The 19,922-nt window shown below is 44.2% G+C and carries 14 protein-coding genes; 10 read left to right on the forward strand and 4 right to left on the reverse strand.

The features are described from left to right. Window positions 1-606: 606 nt before the first annotated feature. A complete protein-coding gene (locus QUB35_RS39285) occupies window positions 607-723 on the reverse strand; it encodes a hypothetical protein (protein ID WP_445252129.1) in 117 nt (38 codons plus the stop codon). Beyond that, complete coding sequence (locus tag QUB35_RS30475; protein WP_333145357.1) at window positions 668-853, reverse strand: hypothetical protein; 186 nt, start codon at window positions 851-853, stop codon at window positions 668-670. The genes QUB35_RS39285 and QUB35_RS30475 overlap by 56 nt, the downstream gene beginning before the upstream one ends. Window positions 854-936: 83 nt before the next feature. Here QUB35_RS30475 and QUB35_RS30480 point away from each other — a divergent pair, with 83 nt between their 5' ends. Both QUB35_RS30480 and QUB35_RS30485 read left to right on the forward strand, forming a co-directional pair. Next, window positions 937-2,058 carry a glycosyltransferase family 4 protein gene (locus QUB35_RS30480; protein WP_333145358.1) on the forward strand — a complete coding sequence of 374 codons (1,122 nt, stop codon included), beginning with the start codon at window positions 937-939 and terminating at the stop codon, window positions 2,056-2,058. Between the two features lie 11 nt (window positions 2,059-2,069). Continuing rightward, on the forward strand, window positions 2,070-2,303 hold the full coding sequence (locus QUB35_RS30485; protein ID WP_333145359.1) for a hypothetical protein: 234 nt from the start codon (window positions 2,070-2,072) through the stop codon (window positions 2,301-2,303). Between the two features lie 123 nt (window positions 2,304-2,426). Here QUB35_RS30485 and QUB35_RS30490 read toward each other — a convergent pair whose 3' ends face one another. Then, window positions 2,427-3,362, reverse strand: a complete 936-nt coding sequence (locus QUB35_RS30490; RefSeq protein WP_333145360.1) for an exopolyphosphatase — start codon at window positions 3,360-3,362, stop codon at window positions 2,427-2,429. Between the two features lie 66 nt (window positions 3,363-3,428). Between QUB35_RS30490 and bioF the strand changes: the two genes are divergently transcribed. The 6 genes from bioF to QUB35_RS30520 all read left to right on the forward strand — a co-directional run bounded on the left by bioF (window position 3,429) and on the right by QUB35_RS30520 (window position 12,273). Then, window positions 3,429-4,601 carry an 8-amino-7-oxononanoate synthase gene (bioF, locus tag QUB35_RS30495; RefSeq protein WP_333145361.1) on the forward strand — a complete coding sequence of 391 codons (1,173 nt, stop codon included), beginning with the start codon at window positions 3,429-3,431 and terminating at the stop codon, window positions 4,599-4,601. A 256-nt stretch (window positions 4,602-4,857) separates the two neighbouring features. Next, window positions 4,858-5,007 (forward strand): arginine synthesis PII-interacting regulator PirA, encoded by a 150-nt coding sequence (pirA, locus tag QUB35_RS30500; RefSeq protein WP_172185012.1) that lies wholly within the window; start codon window positions 4,858-4,860, stop codon window positions 5,005-5,007. 1,011 nt (window positions 5,008-6,018) lie between these two features. Continuing rightward, the gene (locus QUB35_RS30505) at window positions 6,019-8,949 is read left to right on the forward strand and encodes an ATP-binding protein (protein WP_333145362.1); all 2,931 of its coding nucleotides are present in this window, start codon (window positions 6,019-6,021) and stop codon (window positions 8,947-8,949) included. Window positions 8,950-8,954: 5 nt separating this feature from the next. Continuing rightward, window positions 8,955-9,338, forward strand: coding sequence for a response regulator (locus tag QUB35_RS30510; RefSeq protein ID WP_333145364.1), 384 nt, complete (start codon window positions 8,955-8,957; stop codon window positions 9,336-9,338). A gap of 53 nt (window positions 9,339-9,391) precedes the next feature. Then, entirely contained in the window at window positions 9,392-10,729 is a 1,338-nt protein-coding gene (locus tag QUB35_RS30515) for an ATP-binding protein (RefSeq protein WP_333145365.1), read from the forward strand. A gap of 152 nt (window positions 10,730-10,881) precedes the next feature. Continuing rightward, complete coding sequence (locus QUB35_RS30520) at window positions 10,882-12,273, forward strand: ATP-binding protein (protein ID WP_333145366.1); 1,392 nt, start codon at window positions 10,882-10,884, stop codon at window positions 12,271-12,273. A gap of 276 nt (window positions 12,274-12,549) precedes the next feature. On the opposite strand, the gene QUB35_RS30525 is transcribed toward QUB35_RS30520, so the two are convergent. Continuing rightward, window positions 12,550-13,917 carry a TldD/PmbA family protein gene (locus QUB35_RS30525; RefSeq protein WP_333106075.1) on the reverse strand — a complete coding sequence of 456 codons (1,368 nt, stop codon included), beginning with the start codon at window positions 13,915-13,917 and terminating at the stop codon, window positions 12,550-12,552. A gap of 367 nt (window positions 13,918-14,284) precedes the next feature. Here QUB35_RS30525 and QUB35_RS30530 point away from each other — a divergent pair, with 367 nt between their 5' ends. Together QUB35_RS30530 and QUB35_RS30535 are read left to right on the forward strand one after the other, a co-directional pair. After that, the gene (locus QUB35_RS30530; RefSeq protein ID WP_333145367.1) at window positions 14,285-18,547 is read left to right on the forward strand and encodes a PAS domain S-box protein; all 4,263 of its coding nucleotides are present in this window, start codon (window positions 14,285-14,287) and stop codon (window positions 18,545-18,547) included. Between the two features lie 268 nt (window positions 18,548-18,815). Further along, on the forward strand, window positions 18,816-19,655 hold the full coding sequence (locus QUB35_RS30535) for a DUF1361 domain-containing protein (RefSeq protein WP_333145368.1): 840 nt from the start codon (window positions 18,816-18,818) through the stop codon (window positions 19,653-19,655). Window positions 19,656-19,922: the final 267 nt, after the last annotated feature.

The raw sequence follows: 19,922 nt of genomic DNA on the forward strand, positions 1-19,922 counted from the left end.
GAGGAGGCACATCCTCGATTAAAAGGAGAAAACAATTTGGAGGCTCTGCCTCCAAATCTTCCTTACCAGGGTCTTCCAATTGGTGAAAAATTACGAAAATGTCACAAAAGTCAAGTAGGATAGGCACACAGATTTAACTGCTGCCTACTCCTGGCTTTACGCTCCAGGGTAAACGCATCTTAATTTGAACCCAAAATATGCTACAGTTAAATCCGAATAAATTTCTATGTAGTTATTGTAGTTGATGGATGCTATCAATGGCAAAAGGTTTTACTCAAACTTTAAATCACAAACCAAAACAAACAGATTCATGGCCTTCGGTGAATATATTAAAGGCCAGTTTTTTAGAAAATTTTGCCAATTTGAAGACTCCCAGAAGATAAAGAATAACAAAAATACTCAGATATATTACAGGGTAATCGCATCTTAATTAAGGTATAATGGTGAGGGAAATTTTTAAACATTTGACAGCATCTTTCAAGCGCAGCTCGTAAACTAAGGAATGAAAATTGAGTGCGATGCTGATAGCGAGCTAAGCACTCATCAGCGGTTCCACCTAGTTGATTTATCTCCATCAGGTGTTCTTGCCTAGGGCGTGTATTCCAACTATAACCACAACAGAATGCAGGCGATCGCGATCGTGGCTGTATAATTGGCAGGCAGCTTCTCATATCGAATAGCGCTCCGACTCCATTGCTTGAGTCGCTTGATAGCACGTTCCACAATGTTCCGTTGGCGCTAGATTTGACGACAGCCTTTTTCCATCTGCCTGAGTGAGGGATACCTGCCGGGAGTCCATTCCCAGTTTAACTGCTTGTTGGTCGCCGATCCCGTCTCCACCGCAGCCATACATCTGGCCTGTGCATTTTCTGTCATTTGTCAAGTACAATTTATACCAAATCAGATGCGATTACCCTGCACTAATAACCAATAAATATGGTTCACTTTAACGTTGGTTTTCAACACTTTAACTCCTTCGCTGATATTACGCTATCCCTGGCGAAAACTTTACACCAAATGGGAATTCCTATTTCGGTCGAACCATCAACAATAGCCTCTCATCTCAGTCGCCATTCCACAGCAGAAGAAAACCACCTGCTAGAAAAGTGGATGAACACCGCACCCTCAGATTTATTTCATATCAAATGGTCTCATTATTGGAAACCTTATTTTTTAAAAGAACTCAACGGACATCTCAACTTAGAACTTTTTGCGATCAATTACGAATTCGCCAAAAACCATGAGGATTATGATTACTGGATTTACGATGCTGTTAACACTGCATCTCACAAACTAGCCGTCAGCGAATATTCTAAAAACGTTTTAATACAAGCTGGATGTCCTGCGGCTAACGTATCCGTCATGCCTCTAGGTTTCAATCCTTTAATCTCGCAACTCTATTTGCCCCGATCCCCAAAAAAACCAAAAGATGTAAAACATATTCTGCACATGACCAATTCTTTTGATTTCTATAGATTTGGCACGGATCTGGTCATTCAAGCTTTTTGGGAAGAGTTTAAAGATGATTCTAACGTAGAGTTAATAATCAAAGATGGAGGTAAAAATCCAGATGTTATAGTGGAACATCTCGCCAATATCGAAAAGCAGCTCGGCAAGTTAAAGGCAAAAATTCTGATAATCCCTAAATTTTATAATAAAGCAGAACTAGCTGATTTATACTTGTCAGCAGATGCTTTTTTAGCTCCGTTTCGCGGGGAGGGTTTTGCGATTAAAATTTTGGATGCCTTTGCAGCAGGTTTGCCCGTTGCTATGACTATGTACGGCGGCCCGACTGAGTACGCCAATGCGGATAACTGCTATCCCATTGCTTACGATCTAATTCCGGTCGGAAAGTGTTACGATACTCAGTATCTAAAAATCAGAAATTCTCCTCATTGGGCCGAGCCAAATATTCAGTCTGTTCGCGAACAGTTACGAAAAATTGTTGAAGACCCGATGCGTTTTCGGGTAGGTCAAAAAGCTAGAGAGACGGCGGATTTATTTAATTGGGAAGCTGCCGCTCAAAAATTGTTAAGATTAATGCGAAAGTTGTTTTAGGATCGGAAATTATGGGACTCGAACGCAAAATGTTTAGGGGAATGTTTTCACCGGGGGAAGTGGTACGATTGAAACAGCCTTGTTTTACTTCCGGGCGATTGTTTGAGCCAGGAAAATATAACGCTGATGAGTTGCCCGATATCGCTTTTGATATGGGTTTGGTAGACCATTTGCCACCAGTCAAAGGCAACTGTTCAGAAAATCTCAATGTTCAGAACCCGCCAGATCAAAACCTTGAGGACTAAACTCCCGTTTGCAGTAAGGACTTCAGTCCTAAAAATCCCCGTTTGTAGTAAGGACTTTAGTGCTGAAAATTAAAATAAATAATCAAAGACTCAAGTCCTGACTGCAAAAAAGATAAAGCCAATTTAACCATTTTGCTCTATCTGGGCAATTAACTCTTTCAAAACTTGACTAGCTTTATCGTTCTCAATCTGACAAGTTCCGGCATTCTGGTGCCCACCGCCGCCATATCTTAACATTAACTCCCCAATATTAGTTTTTGAAGTTTTGTTAAAGATTGACTTGCCAACTGCGAAAACAGTATTTTGTTGTTTCAGTCCCCAAAGTACGTGAATCGATATATTGCAATCGGGGAACAAAGCGTATATTACAAAACGATTCCCTGCATATATCACCTCTTCGTTACGCAAATCCAAAACAACTAAATTATTATAAACTTTGGCGCATCGCTGTATTTGCTCTTTAAATTTTTCTTCTTGCTCGAAGTAGAGGTCTACTCTTTCTTTTACATCAGGAAGCTGCAAGATTTCCTCGATGGTATGATATTTGCAGTAATCGATTAACTGCATCATTAACTGATAATTGGAAACGGTAAATTCTTTAAACCTTCCCAACCCCGTTCGGGCGTCCATTATGAAGTTTAACAGCACCCATTCTTGCGGCTGCAGAACCTCTTCTTTCGCAAATTGAGCGGAATCTGATTTGTCAACGGCCAGCATCATCGCCTCAGAAATATCAGGAAACTTTGCTTGACCTCCATAATATTTGTACAGTACCCTAGCCGCCGAAGCTGCATAGGGATCGATGATGTGGTTAATTTTGATTTTCTCGTGTCTAAGAGTTTCGCTGAAATGGTGATCGAAAGCTAGATGAACTCCCTCCACATAGGGTAAATTGGTGCTAATATCGTTATTTGTTATTTCGATTTTCCCATCCTGCATATCTTTAGGATGCACGAATTTAATCTCGTCGATCATATCGAGTTCTTTGAGCAAAACGGCACAGACAAGACCGTCAAAATCGCTGCGGGTGACTAATCTGTATTTTTTAGTGAGTGGCATATGCTTCTGTGATAGGCAGGGACTGATTATAAGACAATATAACTTATTACCCGATCGCTTTCCAATATGAACGCAGACCCTTACGCTTGGATAGAGAAGTCTCTCGACACTATTCGCCGTGCCGATTGGTATCGATCGCCACAATCGATCGAAAGTTCCCCTGGGCCTGTGGTAAAGTTAGCAGGCCACAGGCTGATTAACTTTGCCAGCAACGATTATCTGGGACTTGCCGGCGATGACAGGTTAATCCAAGCTGCTATGGCTGCAACTAAGGAATTTGGGACGGGTGCGACGGGTTCGAGGTTGGTCAGCGGACACCGCGATTTGCACCGACAGCTAGAACAAGCTATTGCTAATTTAAAACAAACTGAAGATGCTTTAGTATTCAGTTCGGGATATTTGGCGAATCTAGGGGCGATCGCATCCGTTGTCGGCAAGCGCGATTTGATATTATCTGACAAGTACAACCATTCGAGCCTGAAAAACGGAGCCACACTCAGCGGTGCAACAGCCCTAGAGTACAGTCACTGCAATCTTGAGGATTTAACGGCCAAGCTAGAGCAAAATCGCGCGAGATACCGCAAGTGTTTAATTATTACCGATAGCGTCTTTAGCATGGATGGGGACTTGTGTCCGCTGCCGCAGTTGTTGGCTGTGGCCGAAACCTTTAACTGCATGGTATTAGTAGATGAAGCTCACGCTACAGGAGTTTTCGGTGCTAGCGGTGCCGGTTGTGCAGAACATTTCGGGTGTACGGGAACACCGCTGATTCAAGTGGGGACACTCAGCAAAGCTTTGGGAAGTTTAGGTGGTTACGTTGCGGGCTCTGCTGCTTTAATTGATTTTCTGCGTAATCGAGCTGCGAGTTGGATTTATACTACGGCATTGACGCCTGCTGACGCGGCGGCTGCTTTGGAAGCTGTGAGGATTGTACAGCAAGAACCAGAACGCCGAGTTCGGTTGCGACAAAATATCGAAACTTTCAAATATTGCGCGATTACCAATCACCAATTACCAATTAGCAATTGCCTCTCCCCAATTTTCAGTCTTCCGTTAAAAGATGCAGCCTCCGCTTTAACAGTCGGCAGCAAACTCAAGGAGATGGGTATTTTTGCTCCCGCCATTCGGCCTCCGACTGTAAGTGTGAGTCGAATTCGGATTTCGCTGATGGCAACTCACGAGCTCGCACACCTTCAGCAGTTGGTAGAGGCGCTGCTGCAAGTTTTGAGTTTTGAGTAAATGTAGGGTGCGTACCGCGCACCGCTTGACTAAATGTAAATGTTGGGCATCGGGCATCGGGCATCGGGCATCGGCCTAATGACTACTGACTTCTGATTGTCAAGATATCGCTATTGACTTATGGCCAATCTTATACAGGAGTTTGGTCGATCGGTCAACAACTGTAAATTTTTTGTAAATTTAGATACTTTTTGGAATTTAGCGCTATATTAGAGAAGTAGCAGGTACACCAAATTTTATATAAGGAACGTCCACCATGAACACAAATCGTCAAAACGTAAAAAAAGTAGCAGAAACCCACCGCGCTAACATTCACAAGCAACTGATGCACCGCATAGAGGTAGCGAGATCCAGTGGCAATCAAGATTTGGTTCGGGTGCTTGAAGAGGAAATGAGACAGCTTTAAAAAAGTTGCAACTATAATTTGCCCGTAGTTTGGTTTAGAGGGTTGTGCGAGAAATGCAGAATTCCGGCAACCGCTACCTGTGAAGTTTTGACTCCTCTCTTAGTTGGTAGGAAAAATCCCGGTTTCTTCAAGAAACCGGGGTTTTTTATTGAGAAGGAAGAAGAAAGAAGGAAGAGGGAACAATCCTGGACGCCCAAACTTTATCTGTAGAGTGCGCCTCGCCCCCCAGAGACTCTACAAATAGCGCAGTCAACCATTTTTTGCCTTAGTTATTAAGTCAGAAGGAAGAGGGAAGAAAAGACAACAGGAGTTATACTGCATTCCTTGTATTTTTATCTGTAGTAAACTGTGCCGAGGCGCGCCCTACTAATAACTACAGGACTTACCCCACTCGCACATGGTGAGGGCGCACCCTCACCCATCACTTGAACCAGTCCGGATCGATCGCAAGTTGACAGTCGCGACTAAAGACCAAACTCAATAATCGCACGAATGACGTACACTCATGTGTGTGCTATTCGTTAGAAAATTGAGCAATTTCTTAGGGAACTCAAGCAATTAACCGGGAGAGAATCTTGCCAGTCCCTTCAAGCTATAATTCAAACAAATCATATTGCTTGCCATGAACTTGTGTGGGGTAGGCGCTCAAAAGTTGAGCGGATAAAACAGGTCAAATAATATATCAAATTAAACACGGGATTCTATCAAATCATTGAAGTGAGCAACTAAAAATTCCCGATTTTCTGATGTTTATTGAAGTGAGCAACTAAAAATTCCCGATGTGCTGATGTTTATTGTCTAATTTTAGGGTGCTGGTACACAGATATGTGGCAGTTGCGTAAGTCCTGGTAATATTGAAGACGGATTGAGATAGATTTTCATGGTTGACTGGGAAAGGTAGCTTTCCCAAAATTTAAGACTAGCAAAAATGCTTAACGGAAAAAGTTAAAAGCTATAAAGCTGAACATCAGGGTGGCGACAGTAAAATCCCCAAAATAATAGATAAAACTGATGGCGACAGACATCCGACACCAGCCGGAAAACGGCTACCACTCAGAACCAACTCAGCCTTACCCAAGAGACAATCTCAATAGGCGATCGCTCATGCGCCTACCCCGAAGCCTGAGTGCCGTCGAAACATCGGGCTTTGGCCTCACAGGTCACGCCAATTGGTTTACCATCGCCACAGCGATCCAAGCAGCGATTGGGCCTAGCGCCATCTTCGTCTGGTTGCCCGGTATCCTCATGGGCATGATGCTCAATCTACAGGTAAAACGCATCGGCGAGTATTTCCCAGACATGGCTGGGGGAACGCCCAACTATACTGCCCGAATGCTGAAAAATTATCCGGGTCTGGGAAGTTATGCGGCGATCGGCTACTTTTTAAGCTGGGTATCAACACTGCCAATTTCTGCGATCGTACTGACACAGCTCATCAAAGTCAACCTCAATAGTTTAGGTTTTAGGTGTCCTGAAACTTTACTAAATATTACCTTCACGCTCCTACCCTTCATTTTGACATTCAGCGGTACTCGCGCCTTAAGTATTCTGCTCGCCTTTTTTGTGTTGCCGACAGTGGGCGTATTATCCGTTTTTTCCATTCATGGTCTAATCTGGTTAGCTTTTTCCCCAAACAGTCCCGGCTTTTTCCCCACCATTTGGCCGGAATTCACCTTTATTGACTGGGCTAAGTGGTTTTACTTTGCTACATACATCTTCTACTGCTGTGACTCCGCTGCCAGTTTCGTAGCGGATAGCCGCAACCCTACTAAAACGCTGCAGTTTCTCAAAATTTCCGCACTGGCGATGCTGCCTGTTATTTTGGGAGGTGCTTGGGTACTGATGCGCTTGGCTACCGCTCCCGATCTGAAAGATGACGTATTCTTGAATGTATTAGCTGCCTGTCAGGCATTATGGGGGCCCTGGGTTCCCACCCTCGTCACCTTTCTGGTCGTCGCAAGCTGTCTTCTGAGTTGCGCGACAATTGTTTCCAACTGCCCCCGGATGCTGTACCAACTTGCGGTAGATGGGCATATTTCGCCAACATTCGCAGTTGTATCCCGACGGGGTGTATTTGGATTTGGCCTTGTCTTTGTTCTGGTTCTGAGTTTAATCTGTCTAGCTTGGGGAAATGTACCTCGGCTTGTGGCGATTACTAATGTTGGCTTAGTTGTCTGCCTAATGATGTTCCATCTCTCACTGTGGCTGCGGCGGGATCAGCCAGAAGTTCGGTGGCCTGGGTGGTCGCTGGGCTTTTTCGTAGTAGATGCGGTGGTTCTAGTCGTGGGAGGCTTAGCTTGGGGCTGGCAAGACTTTATCATTGGGTTGTTTTTTCCCCTTGCCGTTTTAGCAGTGGATGCAGGGATAAGTCGCATTGCTTTTGCCCCCTTCCATCCCTCGTGGTGGATTCGGCTTTACCGCAACAGAAGCAAGAGCAAAATGCCAGATTTTGTGGCGTTTCAGGTTGTAATTTTGATCTTGCTGATTGTGAGCGCCGTCGCTGTCGGCTGGATTTTTGGCTTCAAATTATATGCTAACTCTACTGTTGGCTTGAATTTATTCGTAGTGCTATTGGTGACAGTTGCTTTTATTGGGGTGGCAGTTGCCTGTTGGACGAGCTTACCCCAGGTCGTCTCAATGGAAGAGGCACGAGAGGGAGCAGAACAGCTCTTTACCATTGCCCTAGATGGTATTGTAGTGCTGGATGAAAATGGTGTCATTCGTCAGACAAATCCCGCTGCTGAAAGCGTCTTCGGCATAGATTCTACTGGGCTAATTGGGTCTTACCTGAACAAATTATTGCCACGATTAGGGGATCAGCCAGAGCAGTGGCTCAGTCGCAGTGAACAGACTTTCAACTTCTCCGATGGTAGTTCGCGCATTCTAGAAGTTGCCATCTCCGATCGATTCTCTCAAGACGCTTCCCTTTCCAATCAGGATCTGCAACAATATGTGGCGATCGTCCGCGATATCACCGATCGCAAGCAAGCCCAGGAAGCCCTGCAAAAAGCTAATGAGGAACTAGAAATCAAAGTCGAGGAGCGTACATCTGAACTCACCCATACTGTGGAGCAATTGCAGAATGAAATTGAAGAGCGCCAGCGGATCGAAGAAAATCTCAGAGCCATGCAAAATCAGATTATCGTGCAAGAAAAACTCGCTTCTCTGGGCAGTTTAACAGCAGGGATTGCCCACGAAATCAGGAACCCCTTAAACTTTGTAAACAATTTTTCAGAAGTTTCTGCTGAATTAACCGAAGAACTTTTACAAGAAATTGAAAATCAAACTGAACGGTTAGAACCAGAAACAAGTGAGTATATTGCTGAGCTATTAACCGATCTAAAAGCCAATCTCCAAAAAATCAATCAACACGGTCAAAGAGCCGACAGAATCGTCGGCAATATGCTTTTGCATTCTCGCGGACAAAGTGGTCATTGGGAAGCCACAGATATAAATACTTTATTAGAAGAATATGTCAATCTAGCCTATCACGGGATGCGAGCCAAGGAGGCTTCTTTTAACATTATCATAAAAAGCGGCTACGATAATGATATTGGCAAAGTAGAAGTCGTGCCACAAGACATTTCCAGGGTTTTTCTTAACATTATTAACAATGCTTGCTATGCAGCCCATAAAAAGAAACAAGAAATGGGAGAAGAATTTTCACCCCAGCTTGATGTCAGAACTCGAAATCTGGGTTCGGCGGTTGAAATTCGCATTCGCGATAACGGGCCGGGTATGACGCCCGATGTACTCGATAAAATTTTCAATCCCTTTTTTACTACAAAGCCTGCTGGGGAAGGGACTGGTCTAGGTCTATCTATGAGTCACGATATTATCGTCCAGCAGCATCGCGGAGAACTAAAAGTAGAAACAGAAGTAGGAAATTACACAGAATTTATAATTACATTGCAAAAAAAAATAGTCGAAGTTAAGGACTAAAAAAAATGAAAGTAATGGTTGTAGACGACGAAGAAGATATTCAGTCATTGTTCAAACAAAAATTTAGAAAAGAAATCAAAGCAGGGCAACTTCACTTTTATTTTGCCCTGTCGGCAGAGGCAGCTTTAAACTACTTAGAAAGCCAGGAAAAAGCGTCTATTGTCTTGATTTTATCCGATATTAATATGCCTGGTATGAATGGGCTAGAACTGCTGAAGCTTATCAAAGAAAAATTTCCCGATCTAAAAGTTTTTATGATTACCGCTTATGGAGATGAGATAAATTACCAAACCGCTATGGAATATGGAGCTGATGACTATATTACTAAGCCCGTTAACTTTGACGAATTAAAAGAAAAAATCTTCACAATATGGAGGAGCCACAATTAGCTTAGGAATAAAAATCAAACAACTTGCCTACACAAAATTTATAGGATATAAATATGCCAATTAAAATACTATTTGTGGATGACGAGCTTGATTTAGAATGTCTGATTTGCCAAAAATTTAAAAAAAATATCCGCACGGCAGGATGGCAGTTGTTTTTTGCCCATAATGGCGTAGAAGCCCTGGAAAAATTGAAAGAACACCCGGATCTAGATATGGTAGTGACGGATCTTAATATGCCTGAAATGGATGGTCTGACTTTACTCTCTAAACTTAATCAAATAGACCTACCCCTGAAAACAATAGTTATATCAGCCTATGGCGACATGAAAAATATAAGAAATGCAATGAACTTAGGTGCCTTTGACTTTCTGACTAAACCGATAGATTTTCTGGATTTAGAAATTACCATCCACAAAACGCTGCGCGACGTGCAACAGTTAAAAGAAAACCAGCGCTTGCGACAATCAGAAGCTAGCGCTAGAGAACAAGCTCAGGATTTACAACAAAGTCTGCAAGAGCTAAAAAATACCCAAGCTCAACTGATTCAGACTGCAAAAATGTCTTCTTTGGGTCAACTGGTTGCGGGGATTGCTCATGAAATTAACAACCCCGCTAATTTTATCTCTGGCAATATTAGCCACGTCAGTGATTATATCCAAAACCTACTGCACCTGCTGCATCTCTATCAGCAGCAGTACACCCCTCCCAGTTCTGAGATTCAAACTGAAATCGAAGCCATAGATTTAGAATTTATGATAGCAGATTTATCCCAAATTCTGGCTTCGATGAAATGTGGTGTTGACCGTATTCACAAGATTGTTTTGTCTTTACGCAACTTTTCGAGGCTTGATGAAGCTAACATAAAGTCTGTTGATATTCACGAAGGGATCGAAAACAGCCTGCTGATTTTGAATAATAGACTTCAAACAACGACAGCGCGTCCAGAGATTCAAGTGATCGAGGAGTACAGCAATCTGCCTTTAGTGGAATGCTATGCTGGAGAACTCAACCAGGTGTTTATTAACATTGTTTCTAATGCGATCGATGCTTTGAATGAGTACAATAAACAACGGTCACTAGATGACATCTTAGCTCACCAACTCGCCCTTACTATTCGCACTATTCTGCTAGAGGAAAAATCCCGTGTCGTCATTCAAATTCGGGACAATGGGGTGGGAATGACCCCAGATGTGAAAGACCGTATTTATGAACCTTTTTTTACTACTAAGCCTGTAGGTCAGGGTACTGGTTTGGGTCTCTATATCAGCTACCAAATTATAGTGGAGAAGCATGGGGGCGCATTGAAGTGTGTTTCAGAGATGGGGGAGGGAGCGGAGTTCTCGATGGAAATTCCAATCAGACAAACTAAGGCTGAACTTGATTTGAGCTAATCGATCGGCCTCTACCAAACGAGAGAGCCTATTACAGCCGTCCGGTTTGCCCTGGTAAAAATCAGCCTTTTCATTACTCCTAAAATAATTTATAATAGAACTTAAAGTATATAAATATTATTCGGATAAGTTAATTAATCAAATGAGAAAAAATGTCGTATACAACCGAAAGGGCTCGCAATATGCCAGCTAAAATATTATTTGTGGATGACGAACCCGATTTAGAATCTTTAATTTGCCAGAAATTTAGAAAAAAGATACGCGCAGGAGAATACCAAGTTTTTTTTGCACATAATGGCGTAGAAGCGCTTTCAAAGTTGCAAGAGGAGCCGGATATAGATATTGTACTGACAGATATTAATATGCCAGTCATGGATGGCATGGCTTTGCTAGCGAAACTTAACGAGCTAGTTACTATGGTCAAAACAGTAGTTATATCTGCTTATGGCGACTTGGGAAATATTAGAAAGGCAATGAATGGTGGGGCATTTGATTTTTTGACTAAGCCTATAGATTTTCAGGATTTAGAAATTACTATTAACAAAACTTTGCAGCACGTGCAAGAACTAAAAGAAAACGAACGCTTGCGCCAAGAAAGAGAGGACAAATTGCGGCACTCAGAAGTGCGAGAGCGAGAAAAAGCTATCCAACTAGAACTCGCAATGCAAAATTTACAGCGCACCCAAGCTCAGCTTATTCAGACTGAAAAAATGTCTAGCTTAGGACAGTTAGTTGCTGGTGTTGCCCACGAAATTAATAATCCCGTTAATTTTATCTATGGCAATTTAACTTATGTCAATGAGTATACTCAGCATTTATTGGGTTTAATTAACCTTTACGAGCAGCACGATGCCCATAATCACCCTGAAATCGCAGCTTTAATTAAAAACATAGAGCTAGAATTTATCAGAGAAGATCTGCCTAAAATGCTATCTTCGATGAAAGTAGGGGCTGAACGTATCCGTCAGATTGTGCTGACGTTGCGGAACTTCTCGCGCCTTGACGAAGCTGAGATGAAACCCGTTAATATTCACGATGGCATCGACAGCAGTATAGTCATATTGCAGAGTCGCCTCAAGCCTAAGCCTGATTGTCCACCTATTCAAATTATTCAAGAATACGGAGATTTGCCAAAAGTAGAATGTTATGTCGGTCAGTTGAATCAGGTATTTATGAATTTGCTGAGCAATGCAATTGATGCCTTGAATCAGTATGATAAAAAACGCAGCCCAGAGCAAATTAAAAACGACCCAAGTACGATTACGATTCGTACTTCTATGCTGAATCCGGATTGGGTAAGAATCAGTGTTAAAGACAATGGGCTGGGGATAACAAGCGAGGTAAGGTCGAATCTATTTACTCCTTTTTTCACAACTAAACCTGTTGGTCAAGGCACGGGTTTGGGATTATCTATTAGCTATCAGATTGTGGTGGAGAAGCACGGCGGAGATTTGAAGTGTTTATCACAGCCAGAGCGGGGTGCAGAATTTGTGATTGAGATTCCCATTAGGCAGAGCGAGCGGGTAGAGATGAAGGCGAGTTAAGGGGAATAAAATTGGCTAAAAGAACGCGAAATCAGTAAAAGTCTAGCTTATTCGTTGTGCTAATTGATGTGCGGAAATTGACACCTTTGGTAACGGTAGCCTCCGGCATCGCACTCAGCGCGAGTGAAAGTCAATAGTAAATTTTGAGTCGGTTGTCAACTTGTTAGTACCCCGGAATGGTTAAGGTGAGGGCGCGATCGCACCCTCACCTTAACCAGTTTCGTAAGTCTTGAACTAATAACTAATGACTAATGACTAATGACTAATGACTAATGATTACCTTCCTCCGACGACGACATTTTTAATCCGCAGATGAGGGCCGCCGACACTTACGGGCAAGCCACTCTGGCCGCCTTTACCACAACCGCCGTAGGCATAAACCGAGTCGTTTCCTATAGACTCAATATCCTTTAAAGTCTGAAATACATTGCCGCTTAAAGTGACATCGCTCACTGGTTCAGCCAATTTGCCGTCGCGAATCATAAAACCTTGAGCCGCTGCAAAGGTAAACATTTCGCCGTTGGTTTGTCCTCCCAACATCCGCACTGCATAAACTCCTTCGTCAATGTCGGCAACCATTTCGTCAAAAGAATGTTCGCCAGACTCGATCGCAGTATTAGTCATCCGCACCAAAGGCATAAAAGTAGCACTCAGAGCCCGGGCATTTCCCGTCGGACTTTCGCCCATTTTGCCCGCAGTCTCGCGATTGTGCATCCGAGCCGCTAAAACTCCATTTTTAATTAAATGCTTGCACTGAGCCGGCACGCCTTCGTCGTCATATTTCAAAGTTCCCGGCAATCCCGGCACAGTTGCGTCGTCAATTACATTCAATTGTTCGATCGCCACAGGCTTGCCCAAAGTCAACAATTCCTGCATTTTCGGGTTTTCGTAAATGCCGTCTGCTTCCGACAAATGCCCGAAAGCTTCGTGAATAAAAACCCCCGACAAATAAGGGTCTAAAATCACCGGATACTGACCGCCTTTCACCGATTTTGCCTCTAATTGGCCTACAGCTCGAACGGCAGCACTCTTAACACGATCTTCAATATTTGTCAAGACATCGTAATCCGATCGCGAGTGAATCGACTCAAACCCTTGGCGGACGACACCGCCCTCGCCGCGGGCGATCGCTCCGAAACGCCCGGTCACGTCCAAGCGCTCTTGAGCGATGCAAGTACCTTGAGAATTCACAAAATAAGTAATCCCAAATCTATCGCTGTAACCTGCCATTGTTGTCTGAATTCGCGGGTCGTAATCTAACAGCAACTGATTGTAAGATTCGAGCAATTTCCGCTTTTCGGCTAGAGTAATAGAGCGCGGGTCGCGGCCCAATTCCACCGCTACATAATCTTGAATCGGGGTGACATCTGCTAGTAGAGTTTTTTCGCTGCCAACCAAACGAGACTGGACTACAGCTTCTTCAATGCGGTCTTTTAACTCATCTAAACCGTTAAAAGTTACAAAACTCCAGCCACCTTTGTGACAGGCGCGGATGCCGCCGGCGAGACTAAAACTGCGGTTTACAGCATCTAACTGAGGGCCGCGAAAACTAATCGCAGTTGACTCGCTTTGTTCGAGGCGAACTTCTAGATAATCTACGCGATCGCGGTAAGGTGCGATCGCTTCCATCAACTGTTCTTGCATCAAATTGCCCCTATGATAGATTCGGCGTAGCGCTGAAAAAAATTATTGCTAACCTTATTTTAGCTAATAACTCCCGTCTTTCGGGTGCGCGTTCCCCCACCGCTCTGGTGCGGCAGCGCGCACCCTACCCGATAAATGGCGAGTCAGTCGATTTGAGATTTAAAACTTTGTCCACACAACTGATGATTAGAAGCTTGCCGATCGCCGACGTTCGGCGGGTTTCCTAAAACACAAAAAACTCGCGCCCGCTTGCGAAAAGCCCGGTATGGCGAAAATCTTGCATTTGGTTAGAGAAATCAAACTAAACTAAATCTATCTAAATATCTAAAAAATATACCTTAACCGCCGGCAGATGGAATACTTTAAGGTGAAAAAATTCCAAATTTCACCGTATTTAGCAGCAATTTCGGCATCAATAGCAATTTTGGTCGGAGTTGGCATTTTAGATCGCTCAGAACAGCGGCGGTTTTTTCACTACAACCGCGCTAGCACCCTCGATCGCCTCAGCACAGTCCGTTCTAAGCTGGAAGGCTCTTTGAATTCCCGCCTGTTTTTGATGCGGGGTTTGGGGGCTTACCTTTCCAACAACCCAAACATCACCGAAGCCGAGTTTACAGCGACGGCGAGAATTCTGGTGGCACAGCAACCGGGCATTCGCGCCATAACTTTAGTTAAAGGCACGAGGGTCGCTTACATTTATCCACGGGAGGGAAATGAAGCGGTGATCGGAGAGGACTTGACGACGCTACCCGAACACCGGCAAATGGTCAAAGAGGTCATCCGAACCAGAAAAACTTTGCTTGCCGGGCCCGTGAAATTATTGGAGGGGGACGAGACGTTCATCAGCCGATCGCCGATTTTTCTCACACCCTCCGGTGCCGACCCTGAAACAGGAGTTTACTGGGGCTTGACAGGCCTGATCATCGACAAAAATACCCTCATTGAGGAAGCAGGACTCAACGACTCCTCAGCGAAGCTGCAATACGCTCTGCGGGGCAAAGACGGTTCGGGAGCATCCGGCCCTGTGTTTTTCGGTGACGGGTCAATTTTTCAGCACAATCCCGTGCTGCTGGAAGTGACTTTGCCCAACGGTTCCTGGCAGTTGGCCGCAATTCCGGCGGGGGGATGGCGTGCGAATGCGCCGCTTCGGGGGTGGCTGCTCTTTGGAGGCGGCTTGCTGGCTGTTTTCACCGGGGTGGCGGTTTTTAGCTGGGTGTACGGCCGTGCGAAACTGCGATCGAGCGAAGTTAAGTACCGGCTATTAGTTGAGAATGCTAACAGCATGATTGTGCAGTTAGACAGTGAAGGCAACATTACTTTTTTTAACGAGTTTGCTGAAACTTTTTTCGGGTATTCAGAAGCAGAAATCATCGGCAAAAGTGCGATCGGCACAATTATACCGAAAACAGATTTATTTGAAAGTGACCTCGCGACAAAGATTCGAGACTGTTTGGCACAGCCGCAAAAATACTTCCAAAACGAAAATGAAAACATCCGCCGCAATGGAGAAAGGGTGTGGATAGCGTGGACAAATAAACCTTTACTAGATGCGAAGGGAAATGTGGCAGGGCTGCTTTGTATCGGGACGGATATTAGCGATCGCAAACAAGCTGAAATCGCCCTGCAAGGTTCTGAAGCGGAACTTCGAGCTTTGTTCGCTGCCATGAACGACTTAATTTTCGAGCTCGATATTGAGGGACGGTTCCTGAAAGTTGCCCCGACCAATCCCCAATTATTGTACAAGCCGACGGCGGAATTTTCCGGGCAAAAAATCAGCGAATTATTCGAGCCAGAAATGGCCGATATTTTTCACGATAAAATTCGCACCGCCCTTGCTACAAATCAAACCTGTACTTTTGAATATAACCTGGAACTTGCCAGCGTACAAAAGTGGTTTGCCGCTACCATTTCGCCCATGAAAGAAAACACGGTTCTGTGGGTTGCCCGCGACATTACAGAGCGCAAGCGAGCTGAAAATTGGTTAACCGGTCAAAAACAAATTTTAGAAATGATTGCTAAGGGTACTTCTCTGGGCGATACTTTAAATACTTTAGTTGAAATTATCGAGCAACAATCTAGAGATGTCATCGGTTCGATATTGCTTCTAGCTCCAGATGGCGAACATTTACTACATGGAGCTGCGCCTAGTTTGCCCGACAGTTACAATGCTGCTATTCATGGCATAGCTATCGGCCCGGATGTCGGTTCCTGTGGAACTGCTGCCTTTAGCCGCCAACAGGTGATCGTTACAGATATTGCCAGCGATCCTTTGTGGGAAAATTATCGAGATTTAGCCTTGAGTTTTGGACTGAGAGCTTGCTTGTCTACTCCTATTTTCTCATCTCAGGGTCAAGTTTTGGGAACTTTTGGAATATATTATTCCCAAGCGCGCCCGCCCCATTTTTTTGAGATGCAATTGATAGAGGCGATCAGAAGTTTAGCAGGAATTGCGATCGAACGCAACCAGGCAGAAGAAAGTCTCAAACAGCTTAATCAAGAACTAGAAAATAGAGTCAAACAGAGAACTGCTCAATTGATGCAAACTGAAGAACGCTGGCAGTTAGCACTCAAAGGCAACAATGACGGCATTTGGGACTGGAACTTGCAAACAGGGGAACTTTTTGTGTCCGATCGCTTTAAGGAAATCACTGGTTACGAAGATAGTGACATTAGCGATTATAATAACACATGGAATACGAGTTTACATCCCGATGATTTAGAGATGTCTCAGGAACTTCTTCAAGAACACTTGGAGAGAAAAACGCCGCATTACATCACCGAATACCGCTTGTGGTGCTACAACAGCGCTTACAAATGGATATTGAGTCGGGGACAAGCTTTGTGGGACGAATCTGGAAAAGCAGTCCGCATGGTTGGTTCAATTACTGACATTACCGAGCGCAAACAAGCAGAGGAAGCACTGCGAGAAACCGAGGCCAGATTCCAAAAGCTGTCTGCTAATGTGCCGGGAATCATTTATCAATTTTTGTTGTGTCCCGATGGCTATTTCAGTTTTCCTTACATAAGTGGTGCTTGCCGAGAACTTTTAGAGGTAGAACCAGAAGATGTTCTGAAAAATGCGGCTTTGGTAACAGATTTAATTCATCCCGAAGACCGCCAAAATCATGACGAATCTGTTGCTATTTCTGCCCAGAGTTTGCAACCTGGGCAGTGGGAAGGACGGATGGTGCTGCCTTCCGGCAACATTCGTTGGTTTCAGATAAATTCGCGTCCTGAAGCTAAGGACAACGGCGATATTCTTTGGGACGGCATCGCCGTTGATGTTACAGATCGCAAACAAGCTGAATTAGCTTTGCAAGAAAGCCAGCAGTTTATTCAAAAAGTAGCCGATGCTACTCCCGGTATTTTGTATCTCTACGACTTGGAAGAACAGCGAAATATCTACGCTAATAGTTCAGTGCTAGGGCTTTTGGGCTATACCCGCGATGACATTACAGCGATGGATTCGTCAGTCATGCCTCAGTTAATACACCCCGAAGATTTGCCGAAAATTGTCAAACATCACGCGAGCTTTTTAGGAGTTGAAGATGGCGAAATTTGGGAAATTGACTACCGAATGCGGGCCGCAAATGGTCAATTTTTGTGGCTGCAAAGTCGGGATACTATTTTTAGCAGGAATCCTGACGGTCAGGCTAAGGTAATAATTGGATTTTGCCAGGATATTACGACTCGCAAGCAAGCAGAGGAAGCACTGCGACAAAGCGAGGCGCGAGAAAGAGAAAAAGCTCGAGCTTTAGAGTCAGCGCTGCGGTCATTGCGCTCTACTCAAACTCAGCTCATCCAAACTGAAAAAATGTCTTCTTTGGGGCAATTAGTTGCTGGAATTGCTCACGAGATTAATAATCCAGTTAACTTCATTTACGCTAATATTGATTATCTCAACCAGTATACAAAACAGTTGCTCGATCTGGTGAGTCTTTACGCAGATGAGTATCCCGAACCTAATTCAATAATTGTGGAGCGCATTCAAGAGATTGATTTAGATTTCATGGCTGAGGATTTAATAAAACTTGTGGGTTCAATGCAGGTAGGAACCGAGCGCATCCGGCAAATTGTGTTGTCCCTCAGAAATTTCTCGCGACTGGACGAATCCGCCATGAAGCCGGTCGATATTCACGAGGGAATTGAAAGCACTTTGTTAATTTTGCAGCACCGCTTGAAGAGTAGGGACTGTCGCCCGGAAATTGAAGTAATTAAGGAGTTTGGAAAACTGCCACTGGTGGAGTGCTATGCTAGCCAACTGAATCAGGTGTTTATGAATATTATTGCTAATGCAATTGATGCTATTGAAGAACGATATCAAAAGTTATCCGTTCGGGAAGCAGATACAAAGAGTGGCCACATTACTATTTCCACTGGTGTAACCCCCCAGAAGACTGTGAGGGTAGAAATTTCGGACAATGGTACGGGCATTCCCGATGAGATAGTCGATCGAATTTTTAACCCGTTTTTTACTACAAAAGCTGTGGGCAAAGGTACGGGTTTGGGAATGTCTATCGCGCACTCGATTGTGGTGGAAAAGCACAAGGGTAAGATTGACTGTATTTCGTCCATAGGATGCGGAACAACTTTTAAGATTGAGATTCCGATCGACAAACTGTATAAATAGTAGGGTGCGTCAGTCGATTTGAGATTTGAGATTTGAGATTTGAGATTTTAGATATTAGATAGACTCCGCAGTGGTAGGGTGGGTCAGTCGATTTGAGATTTGAGATTTGAGATTTGAGATTGACTCCGCATTGGTAGGGTGGGTTAGCAATTCCTGATTTTCAGGGGCGCAGCGATAAGCTACTCACCCTACAAGTTAAAGACTAAAATAGACGGAAGCTGCGAATGAAGCGGTGCTGCATCAAACCTTTAATTGTAGAAAAATTGACATGATGGGATTAATCCTGGAAGCGCTGCAAGCAATGGGACACAATGTGCGCTGGATGTCTTGGAATTTGTTTTTGAGTTTAGTACCGCTGGGCCTGAGTTTTTGGCTGTTCCGCAAACCTCGATCGCGCTGGCTGCTGTGGGGTACGGGCATTCTCCTGGGCGCTACTTTTTTGCCCAGCATGCGCCATGTTTTGTCCTATCTGAAGCATATTGTGCAAGATGTGGGCAAAACTTACCTTTTGGGGGCGATCGCGATTACACTGGCACTGATGGCTGTAGACATCTGGGTACTGCGGCAGCGCGGAGTTCGCTCTCTCCGCTGGTGGGGCTGTTTTTTCTGGTTTATCGGATTTTTACCCAATGCACCCTACGTTTTAACTGATATCATTCACCTGATCGAGCAGATTAAAGAGGGGAACTCGGTGTGGACTGTGACTCTGGCTTTGATTCCCCAATATCTCGCGTTTATGCTGGCGGGATTTGGAGCTTACGTGCTGTCGGTGATGAATTTGGGTTACTATTTGAAGCAACAGGGTTGGGGTAGATTTATCCTGGTAACGGAGATAACTATACACGCACTTTCGGCGATCGGAATTTATTTAGGGCGATTTATCCGCTTCAACACTTGGGACATTCTTACTAACCCCGATGCGCTGGTTAACAGCGTAATGAACGATTTGATAGGCAAGCGTCCGGTTTTAGTAATGGTTGTAACTTTTGTAGTAATTGCTGTTTTGTATTGGGTAATGAAACAAGTAATTTTAGGGATTAGCCAGCGATTTTACAGGAGCGAATTGCAGTCGGACTTGGCCGGCGATAGCGCAACTTCTTCCAGCTAGAGCGATTTGAGATTTGAGATTAAAGAATTGATTCAACCGATGAATCTAAGACCTTGAACTAAGCTCCCAAATTTGTTCTCTCCACCAGTTAACTCGGCCAACCAGTTTCCGTCGGTGGGTGAGGCAAATTTTTTCGCGAAACTCCGAAATAAATTACTGCTGCTGTTTGTCACAAGAATTGATATGTTAGGGGAGCATCTCAGTTTTGCATTTACAGTGCGAGCGTCCCCGCTCGCGTATTGTACAATACGCGAGCGGGGACGCTCG

The sequence above is a fragment of the Microcoleus sp. B13-B6 genome (assembly GCF_036705405.1).
Lineage (GTDB): Bacteria > Cyanobacteriota > Cyanobacteriia > Cyanobacteriales > Microcoleaceae > Microcoleus.

Coding starts and splice junctions, on each gene's coding strand:
- QUB35_RS30475 (WP_333145357.1), bottom strand. CDS start 853: ATGTATGGCTGCGGTGGAGACGGGATCGGCGACCAACAAGCAGTTAAA.
- QUB35_RS30480 (WP_333145358.1), top strand. CDS start 937: ATGGTTCACTTTAACGTTGGTTTTCAACACTTTAACTCCTTCGCTGAT.
- QUB35_RS30485 (WP_333145359.1), top strand. CDS start 2,070: ATGGGACTCGAACGCAAAATGTTTAGGGGAATGTTTTCACCGGGGGAA.
- QUB35_RS30490 (WP_333145360.1), bottom strand. CDS start 3,362: ATGCCACTCACTAAAAAATACAGATTAGTCACCCGCAGCGATTTTGAC.
- bioF (WP_333145361.1), top strand. CDS start 3,429: ATGAACGCAGACCCTTACGCTTGGATAGAGAAGTCTCTCGACACTATT.
- pirA (WP_172185012.1), top strand. CDS start 4,858: ATGAACACAAATCGTCAAAACGTAAAAAAAGTAGCAGAAACCCACCGC.
- QUB35_RS30505 (WP_333145362.1), top strand. CDS start 6,019: ATGGCGACAGACATCCGACACCAGCCGGAAAACGGCTACCACTCAGAA.
- QUB35_RS30510 (WP_333145364.1), top strand. CDS start 8,955: ATGAAAGTAATGGTTGTAGACGACGAAGAAGATATTCAGTCATTGTTC.
- QUB35_RS30515 (WP_333145365.1), top strand. CDS start 9,392: ATGCCAATTAAAATACTATTTGTGGATGACGAGCTTGATTTAGAATGT.
- QUB35_RS30520 (WP_333145366.1), top strand. CDS start 10,882: ATGTCGTATACAACCGAAAGGGCTCGCAATATGCCAGCTAAAATATTA.
- QUB35_RS30525 (WP_333106075.1), bottom strand. CDS start 13,917: ATGCAAGAACAGTTGATGGAAGCGATCGCACCTTACCGCGATCGCGTA.
- QUB35_RS30535 (WP_333145368.1), top strand. CDS start 18,816: ATGATGGGATTAATCCTGGAAGCGCTGCAAGCAATGGGACACAATGTG.